The 12,892-nt window shown below is 64.1% G+C and carries 6 protein-coding genes and 1 pseudogene; all 7 read right to left on the minus strand.

Going from position 1 to position 12,892, the window contains the following annotated elements:
• Positions 1-172: 172 nt before the first annotated feature.
• Complete coding sequence (mgtA, locus tag QW868_RS04260; protein WP_315764493.1) at positions 173-2,848, minus strand: magnesium-translocating P-type ATPase; 2,676 nt, start codon at positions 2,846-2,848, stop codon at positions 173-175.
• A gap of 125 nt (positions 2,849-2,973) precedes the next feature.
• The gene (locus QW868_RS04265; protein ID WP_315764496.1) at positions 2,974-3,225 is read right to left on the minus strand and encodes a hypothetical protein; all 252 of its coding nucleotides are present in this window, start codon (positions 3,223-3,225) and stop codon (positions 2,974-2,976) included.
• Positions 3,226-3,281: 56 nt separating this feature from the next.
• A complete protein-coding gene (locus QW868_RS04270; protein WP_315764499.1) occupies positions 3,282-3,638 on the minus strand; it encodes a hypothetical protein in 357 nt (118 codons plus the stop codon).
• A 292-nt stretch (positions 3,639-3,930) separates the two neighbouring features.
• On the minus strand, positions 3,931-4,998 hold the full coding sequence (locus QW868_RS04275) for a toprim domain-containing protein (protein ID WP_315764502.1): 1,068 nt from the start codon (positions 4,996-4,998) through the stop codon (positions 3,931-3,933).
• Complete coding sequence (locus QW868_RS04280) at positions 4,998-9,200, minus strand: strawberry notch-like NTP hydrolase domain-containing protein (protein WP_315792168.1); 4,203 nt, start codon at positions 9,198-9,200, stop codon at positions 4,998-5,000. The genes QW868_RS04275 and QW868_RS04280 overlap by 1 nt, the downstream gene beginning before the upstream one ends.
• Positions 9,201-9,407: 207 nt before the next feature.
• A pseudogene (locus QW868_RS04285) lies at positions 9,408-11,535 on the minus strand (ParB N-terminal domain-containing protein).
• Positions 11,536-11,641: 106 nt separating this feature from the next.
• Positions 11,642-12,598: an ArdC family protein gene (locus QW868_RS04290; protein ID WP_315764505.1), complete on the minus strand. Its 957-nt coding sequence runs from the start codon at positions 12,596-12,598 to the stop codon at positions 11,642-11,644.
• Between the last annotated feature and the right edge of the window lie 294 nt (positions 12,599-12,892).

Genomic DNA, 12,892 nt, shown 5'->3' on the forward strand with positions numbered 1-12,892 from the left:
TGGTTGCTCCATCGAATGGCGCACCTAGTACCAGCCAGATCGAGAACTCCGGCCCGATAAAGCTGGTAAGAGAGGCGCAGCATGACAATCGCGATGCCGATGACCACGCTTGCGACGTGTCGCTGCGCACGACTTCGGAACAGCACCCACGTCTCGATGTGCATAACCGAACCTACAACCATTGACCGAACCGGCGAATGTAGAACCGCTTGATCAATTGCGTGAGCAGGCAATAGCTCAGCAGAATCCCGATGAGCCACGGGAAATACGACATTGGAAGTGGCACCATGCCGACATGCGCGCCAAGCGGCGAGAATGGCAGGTAGATGCCGATCGCCATGATGCTGACCGTCAGCAGGATGACCGGGGTAGCGGCCCGACTCTGGATGAACGGGATGTGCTGTGTGCGGATCATGTGGACGATCAGAGTCTGCGTCAGCAGGCCGACCACGAACCAGCCGGATTGAAACAGCGATTGTTTCTCGACCGAATCCGCCCCGAATACGTGCCACATCACGATGAAGGTCACGATATCGAAGATGGAGCTGATCGGGCCGATGAACACCATGAAGCGAGCAACGCCACCTGCATCCCACTTCCTCGGCTGGGTGAGATAGTCCCGGTCCACGTCGTCCCACGGAATAGAGACCTGGGAGATGTCATAGAGCAGATTCTGGATCAGCAATTGGATCGGCAGCATTGGCAGGAACGGCAGGAACACGCTCGCGACCAGGACGCTGAACACGTTGCCGAAGTTCGAGCTGGCCGTCATCTTGATGTATTTGATGATATTGGCGAAGGTCTTGCGCCCCTCGATAACCGCTTCTTCGAGAACCAGAAGGCTCTTTTCGAGCAGGATGATATCCGCCGATTCCTTGGCGATATCGACGGCCGTGTCGACCGAGATGCCAACATCCGCGTCCTTCAGCGCGGCGGCATCGTTGATGCCGTCGCCCAGATAGCCGACGGTGTGGCCTTTGCTCTGGAGGGCGCGAATCACCCGCGACTTCTCCAGAGGAGACATCTTGGTGAAGATGGTGGTCCGCTCGGCAGCTTCGGCCAGCTCGGCGTCAGCCAGGGCCGCCACGTCTTTTCCTGCCATCGCCATGTCGACCGCGAGCCCTACCTCCTTGCAGATCTTGCGCGTGACGACCTCGTTGTCGCCGGTGATGATCTTGACCGCGACCCCGTGCTCGTTGAGCGCCGCAATAGCTTCGCGCGCCGTCTCCTTCGGCGGGTCGAGGAAGGCCACGTAGCCGGCAAGAACCAGCTCCTTCTCGTCCGCAACCGTGTAGGCGCGGTCCTCCGGAGGAAGCTCCTTGTAGGCGACCGCCAGCGCGCGCAGGCCGTCCTCGTTCAGGTCGCGCGTAATCTCGCGCACGTTCCGTCGCATCTCATCGGTGAACGGCACCACGCCCTCGGGCGCTGCAGCATTCTCGTCGGCGAACGCGCAGAGCCCCAGCACTTCCTCGATCGCGCCCTTGCAGACCAGCAGGTTCTTGCCGCCGTTGCGAACGATCACCGACATACGGCGACGTACGAAATCGAACGGAATCTCATCGACCTTCTGATAATGCTGCACCTTGCCGACCAGCTCCAATTGATCGGCGTATTCCAGCACGGCCACGTCGAGCAGATTTTTCAGGCCGGTCTGATGGAAGCTGTTGAGCCAGGCCAACTCCAGAACCTGGCTGTCCTCATTGCCATGAATGTCGAGATGCCGCTCAAGGATGACCCGATTTTGCGTCAGCGTCCCCGTCTTGTCGGTGCATAGGATGTCCATCGCACCAAAATTCTGGATGGCATTGAGCCGCTTCACGATGCTTTTGCGTCGCGCCATCATCACCGCGCCCTTGGCGAGGTTGGCGGTGACGATCATCGGCAGCATTTCAGGCGTCAGACCAACCGCGACCGACACCGCGAATAGCAACGACTCCAGCCAATCGCCCTTGGTGATACCGTTGATGAGGAACACCAGCGGTGTCATCACCAGCAGGAAGCGGATCAGCATCCAGCTGACGCGATTGACGCCGATGTCGAAGCTCGTGAGCGGCCGTGCGCCGACGATATCCCGCGCCATGGCGCCGAAGTAGGTCGTATCGCCTGTCGCCACCACGACGGCGGTCGCGGTGCCGCTCACCACGTTCGTGCCCATGAAACTCGCCGTCTCCAGTTCGAGCGGGCTGCGAGCGAGGTTCCGCGGGCTCGGCAGGAGCGGATATTTCTCCAGCGGAAGAGACTCGCCCGTCAGCATGGCCTGGCTGACGAAGAGATCCTTGGCGCTCAAGAGCCGCACATCGGCCGGGACCATGTCGCCGGCCGACAGATGGACGATGTCGCCCGGCACCAATGCCGAAATCGGCATCTCCTGCGGGCGCGGCATGCCGGCACGCAGCACCGCCGTCGTCGAGCTCACCATCGCTTTCAGCTCTTCAGCGGCCTGGTTCGACCGGAATTCCTGCCAGAAGCGCAACAGCGTGCTCAGCAGGACCATCGCGGAGAGCACGATGACCGTCCTGAACGAGCGATCGTCTGGCGCGGCGAAAATCACATCGGAAAATAAGGAAACGATGCTGACCGCGAACAGCACGCCGTTGAATGGCGTCAGGAACGCCTCGAATAGCTGATGATACCAGGTCGGCGGCTTCTCGTGACTTACTTCATTGAGGCCATACTGCTCCTGCCGCCGTTCGACCTGTTGTTCGGTCAGGCCAGTTGGCGTCGCCTCCAGACGAGCCAGCGCTTGCTCTGGCGAGCATTCGCATAGCTCGACCAGGAGAGACGAAACGACCCGCCCTTTGCTGCCCATCTCACGGTTGTTTTGCGGCGGCTTTGTCACTTTATTCATGGCACGTTGCTCTGGAATGGGAGGTATCGATCGAAGTCGGAGTGCATCCAGACGCGATGGGACGCGCCCGCCAGGCGTGCGCCTTGGCAGGGAGGAAGCGTGCGACAGCGTGAGGAAGAGCCGGACTAGGCGGCTTGGCGGAGGTTATTGCAACTGACACCCTCGTCAGTTGCGGCGCCGCCGTCTACGGCCCAGCGACATTCAAGCCTGCCGCTGGCCGGGTTGGTGCGCCACACCATCACGAGCGCCGTGCGTGCCGGCGCGCCGGTGACGCGACGGTTCTCGAGGAAACCGACCTGATTGACGCGGTTCGCCCGGCTTCCCTCAGGCCCGGGCGCAGCGGCATTGCCGCGAAGAAACGTGACGTTCGTGTTCATGGCTCACCTCTCGGATAGCGACCCCGACGGGTCCCGAGAGGCGAGGACGACAGGCCCTAGGCCCGGCCGCTGCTCGCCCAACGGGCAAAGTCGGGAGCGAATCCGGTTGACTTTTTGGATGTCCGACGGAGGCGCTTCGCCTCGGCCGGACTGCGACTAGGGGAACTGTCCATATTCCTGTTTCGGTTGGCTGAAATGCTCCGGAACTCCCGGCGCGCGGTTCGAATGCTCCCCGAGATATTGTTTGTCAAGCCGGAAATCGAGAGCAGCCCGAACGGTGCGAGTTGATCATTGACCGAACGGCTCTGCTGGATTTCCACCACGACGCGACGGGTCAGCGAACTTTGGCCTGCCGCCTGCCAGTCGGTCCTCGCCAGCTGAACATCCGTACCACCCGCGCCTGGTTCGGCCATGTCTTGATCCGCACCACCAACATCGATGCCGAAACAGATCTCACGCTGAAGGCCAACGCCGTAGCTCTTTGCAAAGTCAGTGAGCCACGACCCGCTGGTGTATGGAAGGAGGACAAGGCTGTCATGGCCTTTCCGAGATCCTTGTGAGTCAGGAGCTATATTTCGGCGTTCCGCCAAGCATTCCTGCTTTGAGTGTTGCTGGACGCAGCGCAAGCGACCACCCTCTTGAAGGCCGACGCGACTTTGTCCGGTATGGCGGCACATCGGCCAGGACGGCCCAGAACACCGTCTGTCACTCCGTCCTGATCGTTCCCTGGCGTATGAAGCGAACGACATCCTGCCGCGCGAGCTGGATGCGCAATTTCGCGCGCAGTGCGCGGGGGCCAAATGCACGCAGGTCCTCGTTGAAGTCGCCTCTCCGTGGAGACAGGGCAAGGGCCTCAATGCCAGCTGCTTCGGCGCGTTTGATCAACGCTCCGAGCGCCATGCAACCCGCTGCATCGTCGTCCCGAGCGATATACAGTCGCCGCAGTGCGAATGGGAACAGCATGGCGGCGAGATGGTTGGCTGAGAGCGCAGCAGCCATGGGCATGGCAGGCAGCGCACAGCGCAAGGATAGCATCGTCTCGATGCCTTCGCCGACAACGAGGACGTCGTCGGCCGAGCCAAAGCGGACGGCATGGCCGAGCAGACCACCCATGGCCCGTCGCGGCGTGTCGACCGGCGCCTTGCCGAGACGGATCGGATCGAAGCCATTCGGATCGAGCCAAGTACGGTGCGCGCCGGTGATGCGACCATCGAGATCGGTCACACGCGCGATCATCGCCGGCCAGGTCTCGGTCGGCGAACCGTCGTCCGGCCGATAGTAGCAGCGCGGGTTAAACCGCAGCGCGCCTGCATCATGGACAGCCTTGATGCCGCGACTATTCAGGTAGGTCTCGACGAGCGTGCAGCGGATCGGCTGCGACATGGCGAAGAGACGCTGCGCCGCTTCCGGCGATCCGGCGGGGGCGGATGTACGAATGAGCGTTGGGCTTCGGCGCGGTTCGGCGCGAGGCAGACTCAGAAAGCGTCGTGCCTCAGCGGCAACATCGTGAAAGTCAACCAGGCCGCAGCTCTCGCGGATCACGTCGAGCAAATCGCCATGTTCGGCCGAGGCGGCATCGGTCCAATGCCCGGCGGCGCCAGGACCGTAGTCTGGGCCGCTGAGTCGGACGAACATTGAGCGGCCGGGCGTATTGCGAGCATCGCCCACCGTCCAGTAGCGGCCCTGGCGCCGCCCGTTAGAGAGATAGTGACGGCACACCGCCTCGGCCTCACGCGCGAGGTGGCGCGCCAGCTCTGACGCGTCGCCTGCCATCACTGTCGCTCCCGCCCACGGACTTGCGTAATCGGAAACCGCTCCAGGACCTTGGCGAGGATCGCCGCACCGCCCACATCGGTCGGCACGAACATCCGCAGCTTCCAGGAGATGATCTCGCTGAACAACCCATAGGCTCTGAGACAATCTCTAAGCCCCTCGGTAAAGCCCAACAGCTCGATCCGATTGGCGCCCATGACACGGGCTCGCCGCAACTGCAGGCCTTCAGCGAGATCGAGCACATAGCCGTCGCGCAGCAGTGCCGCGGACGCGTCTTCAGCTGCGAGCGCCGGTCTCTCCGCCGACATTGCCGTGACCCAACTGAGCGGGACCTTCCGGCCGATGATGCGCTCGCCTGCATTGGTCTGGAGACGGTAGACCCGCGTCGACTCCTGAGGGAGGCGCTTCCAGATCGGCAGCAGGAGCCCGGTGACGAGGTAGATCGTGCTGGTCGTGAACTCTGGGATCGATGCGAGCTCCGCGCTCCAGCCGGCCTTGAACTGCTCGCGATCGGCCTCGACCCAATCGAGCTCGGCGAGCTTGGCCAGCGGCAGAGTCTGGCGCCCCATCGGTGCGATCAAATGGACGCGTGGCTCGATCTCGCCATCGTCGAGCAGCCAGCTCGGCGCCGGAACCTGGATCGCCGCTCGCCCCGAGCGCACGTTGCGCAGCGGAACGGCGCGGCGTTGCAGCAGCCGCTCCAACGCCTCGTTCAGCAGCATTGGCCGATTGCGGTCGCGCTGGGTGATGGTGACGAGATGGGTCTCGGCGCCCGTTGCCGGATGGCTATAGATCGTGCGCCGCTCATTGACGACGAAGCTCTCGGCTCGCAGCGTCTCCAGGCCAGCATCGTAGGTCCCCGATGCGATGGCCCCCTCGATCCGCGCTGCCAGCAGTTGCTCAAACACCGTGAACAGGATGTTCTGCAGCTGAATCGTCAGCGCCAGCAGCCGGTTCAGGAACGTCGTGATCGGCGGCAGCTCATCCCGCAAGCCGTTGTCGTCCGTCAGCTTCAATCCCGTCGCCTGCTCGAACCGTTGCAGCGAGCAGCTTCCGACCTGGCCACGAACCAGAAGCCCATAGAGCTGGCGCAGAGCATCGCGGGCGTGCGGACTTTCGAGATTATCCTCGGCGCGGAACAGCCCCTGCCCGCCGGTCTGGCGCTGGCCGCGGGTGTTGGTCCGCCCAAGCCCCTGGATCGCGGCATCCGCTTTCCAGCCCGGCTCCAGCAGATAATGCACCCGCAGCCGCTTGTTCTTGGCCGACAGTTCGGCGTGGTAGCTGCGCCCGGTGCCGCCGGCATCCGAGAACACCAGGATGCGCTTCTGATCATCCATGAACGCGGCGGCCTCCGCGAGGTTGGCTGAAGCCGCTCTCGTCTCGACCGCGAGTCGATGCCGGATACGGACGATCCGCCGCGACCGTCCCGTGACCTCGGCGACTATATCGGTGCCGAACCGCTGGACGATCTGATCGAGTGCACCGGGCACCGGAGCAAGCGAGGCAAGATGCTCGATCATCTGGTCGCGGCGCGCGACAGCCTCGCGACTCTCCATAGGCTGGCCGTCGCGATAGACCGGCCGCGACAACAAATTACCCTCGCCGTCCGTGAACGGCTCGTACAGCTGGACTGGAAAGGAATGGGCAAGGTAGTCGAGCACATATTCGCGCGGCGTGATGTCGACCTGGACGTCGCCCCACTCCTCGGTCGGGATGTCGGCCAGGCGGCGCTCCATCAGGGCTTCACCGGTCGAGACGATCTGGATGACTGCGGCATGGCCAGCTTCCAGATCACGCTTGATCGCGTTGATCAGCGTCGGCGTCTTCATCGAAGTCAGGAGGTGCCCGAAGAAACGCTGCTTGGCGGATTCGAAGGCCGAGCGAGCCGCCGACTTGGCTTGGGCATTCAGCGTGCCGGTTGCGCCGGTGATGTTGGCCGCGCGCATCGCAGCTTCAAGATTGTTGTGAATGACCGCGAACGCCTCAGCATAGGCGTCGTAGATCCTGACCTGCTCGTCGGTCAGCCGGTGCTCGAGCAGTTCGTATTCGATCCCCTCGAAGGAGAGCGATCGTGCAGCGTACAGGCCGAGGGCCTTGAGATCCCTGGCCATCACCTCCATGGCAGCGACCCCGCCCTCCTCGATCGCCGCCACGAAATCCGCCCGCGTCGCAAACGGGAAGTCCGCGCCGCCCCACAATCCAAGCCGCTGGGCATAGGCGAGATTGTGGACGGTGGTCGCGCCTGTTGCCGAGACGTAGACGATGCGGGCATTGGGCAGCGCGTGCTGCAGTCTCAATCCGGCGCGCCCCTGCAGTGAAGCCGCCTGCTCGCCCCGATCGCCCTTGTTGCCCGCGGCATTCTGCATCGCATGGCTCTCGTCGAAGATGATCACGCCGTCGAAATCCCGCCCCACCCAATCGACGATCTGGCGGACGCGGGAAAGCTTCTCGGCCTTCTCGTCGGTCCGTAGCGTGGCGTAGGTCGTAAAAAGGATGGCTTGATCAAGCCGGATCGGCGTGCCCTGGCGAAAGCGCGACAGCGGCGTGACCAGCAATCGCTCCATGCCGAGCGCCGCCCAATCGCGCTGTGCGTCCTCAATCAGCTTGTCGGACTTGCTGACCCAGATCGCCCGGCGCCGGCCCTTCAGCCAATTGTCGAGCAGGATGCCTGCGACCTGGCGCCCCTTCCCCGCGCCGGTGCCGTCGCCCAGGAACCAGCCGCGCCGGAAGCGGACCGCGCCCTCGGCGTCCTCGCTGGCCGCACAAACCTGGCCGAAGGTCTCGTCGACGACCCAATAGCCAACCAGGAATCCATCATGCGCCTCACCTGCATAGATGATGCTCTCAAGCTGCGCGTCCGACAGCACGCCATCGGTTACGAGCCGGGGCAACACATGCGGCCGATAGGTCGGCCTAGGCGGCACGACGGAGGCCATGGCGGCGGATTGCACGAGCTTCGTCGGATGCGGTTGTGCGCCCGGGATTCGGATCGACTGTAGCTGATACGCCTCGTACAGCGCGTCAGTCAGGCGGGGTCCTTCCGCGGGCACATCATCCACCGGCTCGTAAGCGAGCTCACAGCCCGCAGGCTCGGGCGTGGTCGACGGTGGAGAGGAGCAGCTAGAGGCCAATGCGCGCTGGTCTCTCGGCCGCCGACCGGCACGCATGTCCACCCGCGCAACAAAACGGCCCACCATCGGCAGCCGCGGCGGCACGAGCGCCGTGATCCAACCAAGCAAGGCCCTCACGTCGGGCGCGATCCCGGCTGACTGCGGAAAGACATGAGGATCTCGCGCCGGCTGCTTGTCGATCACGAGCAGCCGGGTGGCCGTCGTCGTCCCCTGCCTCGCATAGACAGCGCCATCGATCGCAGCGGAGAAGACGAGGCGGCCCCGCTCCTGCAGACACACGAAAGCATCCGTCCAGGTCGGATTGTCCGGCGCAAAGCTGGCGGCCGCGATGGCGACCAGTCGTCCTCCATCTCCGAGCCGTGCGAGCGCCGAAGAGACATGGCGCAACGTCGTATCGGCCAGAGGGCGATCCACGTTCGCTGTCGCCGAGAACGGTGGGTTCATCAGGACGACGCTTGGGACGCAGGCGGCATCAAGATGATCATCGATCTGCGCGGCATCGAAGCGCGTCACACTCACGCCCGGAAACACCAGGTCGAGCAAGGCGGCGCGGCTGGCAGCGAGCTCATTGAGTAGGAGCGAGCCGCCGGCAAGCTCCGCGAAGACCGCCAGGCTCCCCGTCCCCGCTGAGGGTTCGAGCACGCGGTCGGTCGATGTCACTTGCGCCGCCGCGGCCGCGGCGAGCGCCAACGGCAACGGCGTCGAGAACTGCTGAAAACTCTGGCTCTCCAGTGAGCGCCTGGTATGGCTCGGAAGAAGCGCTGCGATCTTGGCGACCATCGGCAGCATAGCCGAGGGCAAGCCATGGCTCGCCTTGATCATCGCCGGACCGTACTTGGTCAGAAACAGAACAGAAGCGACCTCGCAGGCCTCGTACGCCGTCTTCCAATCCCAGCTGCCCTCGGCATCACTGGCGCCAAACGCGGTCTGCATGACCAAGCGCAGGCACCGTGCATCGATGCGCTCGCCGCGAGTGAGGATTGGCAGGAGCAGCTCGGCCGCACGAAGGACGGCCTTGGCGCGCGCCAGCAGAGCAAAGGGAGCCGTGTGGCAGCTCGTCTCGGTGATCATGGGGAGGAACCTCAGAGGAGAGCGGGATACGAAAGGGCGCCGCCGAATGCTCTCTCTGGTCCGGCGGCCTCACCCGCGCTGCTCCGCCTCTCTCACTCTCGACCCGCTCAAACAGACGGTGACCTCTCAATGAAAAAGCCCGGCCGAGCTGGCTGGGCTTCCATCGACGATTACTCCGGGCCCGAGGCGATCCTCCCCCGGCAAGGGTCATTCCGCGGCGACGATCTCCTCGACTTCGTCTGCGCCTTCCGTTGCTTCCTCATCCTCGTTGAGGAACGCCGGCAGGCTCTCGGCATCGGCGCCTTCGACTGACGGAGTGATGTCCGCCTCGGCGCCACGCAGCGGCTCCGGCAACCAGCGGCTACCTTCGAGCAGCCGTTCGGCTTCGCGCGCCATGTCTGGCTTCTTCAAATGCGCGATGAGCTGAACCGGCGCCTCTCCCTTCGCTTCGCGCACCGCCTGCAGGATGCGATGCTTGGTGACGCGACCAAAGTAATTGTCCACGGTGGGCTTCCAGCCGGCGCTGACGATATCAAGCCCGATGGCACGCGACAGACGGTCAGCCTGTTCGAGGCGGCCACGGACGCCGTGAGCTGACAGGCGGCCCTGATGCACCCGGTTGGCCGGCTCGAAGATCGCGTTCACCGCCTGTGACGCACAATGGGCGAAGAGCTCGGCCTGCGCCGCTCCGTCCATCACCGTCAACGCTGCCCAGAGGTCCTTGTCGCTGGCAGGAAGTTTCGCCTTCCAGGATGCGTGACGGGCGGCGATCGCCTTGGCCGGAGCGCTGTCCTGCAAGCCGGGCGGCTGCGCCGGGAAGCTCGGCGTACGCAGCGAGATCTCCAGGCAATTGAGCGTCGAACCGAACGGATAGAATGTCGCCAGCACGAAGCTGTGCAACACCGCCTGAAACGCGATCGAAGGCTCTCGGCCGAGCGCATCACGAAGGGCGAGCGTGCGATAGGCTGAGAGCTCGCTGATCAACCGGTCGGGCAAGGGGCGTTCAGCATCCTCACCGTCCTCATCAGACCCATCCCGCTCGCCGCTACCGATCACGATCGTCGGCGTCGGCGCCGGTACGCTGCCCGCCACATCAGGAACGCCGGTCCCGCGATCGCCGCCGGCACCAGCTTCGGCATTCGGCTCGTCGCTGGTCGCCGCGACCTCATCCTCTGGACGGACGAAGCCACGGGCGACACGGAGGCTGCCCTCGGAGTCGATGCTGACGAATGCGCCGGCCCGGGCCATCTCGGCTCGATCGTAGATCATCGGCCGATCGTCGAACGACTGCAGCGCCGCCTCGATCTCACCGAGACGCCACGTCCTCGGGTAGCTCGTCGGCCTGGCCATAGTCCGCCTCGAGCTTGGCCTGCTCGGTCCGCAGCGCTTCGATAACTGCCTCCTCGTCGGCGGTGAGTTCGGCGGGCTCTCCGTGAAGCTCGCGCAGGCCATGCGTATGTCCGAACGGGAAATCGACGGCGGCTGCGATCCACTTCCAACCCTCGGCGCCGATCCGCTCCGCTTCCGTCTGCAGCTTCTCAGCAACGAGTCGATCGAGCAGCGCGACATCCTGCAGCCAGCCACCGTCATCGGCCTCGAACAGATCCCGCAGCACCACCCCGCCTGCGGCCTCGTAGGCGGCAAGCCCGACGAACTGAGCCCTCCGATCGAACGCCCGCACCGTCTGCTCCGTAAGCTGACGACGGATCTGGTAGGGCGCATCGCAACCGGAGCGGCTGACCTTGTCCCAGACGTCCTGCTGGCGCACATGATCCGCCGTCACCGTAAACGCCATCAGCTGATCGAGCGTCATGTCGTCGGCCGCATAGACATCAAGAAGTGCTGGAGCGACAGCAGCCAGCCGCAGTCGCTGCTTGACGACCGCAACCGTTACGAAATGCCGCGTCGCGATCTCCTCCTCGCCCATGCCGTTGTCGCGCAGACCTTGGAAAGCGCGGAACTGATCGAGGGGATGCAGGCCGACGCGCTGGTCATTCTCGGCGAGAGAGTCGTCCAGAGCCGATCCCTGATCGCGTACCACGCAGGGCACTGCTTGCGTCTTCGCCATCCGCTTCTGCTTCACCAGGAGCTCCAGCGCCCGGTAGCGGCGGCCTCCCGCCGGCACCTCGAACATACCGGTCTCCCTGCCCTCATCGTCGAGGACGGCCCGCACGTTCAGGCTTTGCAATAGTGTCCGCTCGGCGATGCTCTCCGCCAGCTGTTCGATCGAAACGCCGCCCTTGATCCGGCGCACATTGGACTGGCTCAGCACCAGCTTATTGAAGGGAATGTCGCGCGACGGCGACAGAGTGATCTTCTGGACGGCCTTGGTCATGTGTTGGTTCTCCACGACGGGCGGCCCGGAGCCTCTCTCTGGCCTTCACCCGTCGCAGAGCACCTCTCGCCCTCTTCCTCTCCTGAGCTCGTCCAGAGCGCTATTCTCACGCGGCGGCGCAATCCGGTCCGATCGCCTGAGCGAGGCCAGCGACATCCGGTGCAAAGCCGAGGAGATAATCGGCCACGCGGCTCGCCTGGCTCGCCGCCCGCACGATGGCCCGATTGTCCTCACGCAGGACATCGAGCCAGTTGCCGATATAGTCCGCATGGCGCACGGTCGGCACGATGCCGAGCGCGGCGCAGCTGAAGGCGGACGCGATTTCTGCGATCAGCTCCTCGACGGCGTATTTGTGGCTGCCGAACCGGCCCGCAAGATCACGGTCCAATCGCGACGCATGACCGCTCGCATGGGCGAGCTCGTGCAAAGCCGTGCGGTGCCAGTTGATCGGCTCGAAGAAAGCCGCAGGCGGTGGTACCTGCACGAAATCTTCCACCGGCGCGTAGAACGCCCGATCGCCGCCAATCCGGAAGTCGACACCACTCTTCGCAATCAGCGACTCCACCACAGGCTCGATCGTCCCTAGCGGCGGTGGCGACGCCGCGGTCGCGATGTCCGCTGGCAGAGCCTCGCACTGGTCGGTGTTGAAGACGGTGAAGCGCTTCAGAAACGGAATCGCCTGTGCCTCTTCGCCGGCCTCGCGGGCACGCTGCCGTTCATCCGTTGGCACGAAACGATCGGCATAGACGACCGTGACGCCGCGCTCGCCCTTGCGGACATGCCCACCCAGGGACAACGCCTGCCGGAACGTCAGCCAGCTCTGGCCGGCAAACCCACGTTCAATGACTGCCCCCCAGAGGATCAAGACGTTGATTCCCGAGTACGGCCGACCCGTGGTCGCATTCTTGGGCAACGCCAACTGAGCCTTCGCCGCCCGCGTCCCCCACGGCTGAACCCAGGGCACACGGCCGCTCTCCAGCTCGCCGATGATCTTGCTCGTGATCTCCTCATAGAGGCTCGCCCGGCCCTCGCCGGCGCGCACACCAACTCTCCGTCCCTGCATCGCGGATCTCCGCGACGGGCGCGGCGGAACTCTCTCGCCACTTCCAACCCGTCACGGCCAAACCGACCTGCACTCTTGCTCTTCGTGTATTTGCGGCCAAACGCATTGCATGTGGCTTACCCAACGCGCCTTATTCGATGCTTCAGGGATGGAAGCCGTCGACCGAACGGATTGGAGCTACAGCAATGAAGTCTTTGGCCAACGCTGGGAACACCTTCTTGGGTGCGTGCCGACCAGATCGGTCCATACCATCTCGATCGTTTTTGCGTTGCGACGGATGTCTACGCGGTGAGG

The sequence above is a fragment of the Bradyrhizobium sp. SZCCHNR1051 genome (genome assembly GCF_032489615.1).
Classification (GTDB): domain Bacteria; phylum Pseudomonadota; class Alphaproteobacteria; order Rhizobiales; family Xanthobacteraceae; genus Bradyrhizobium.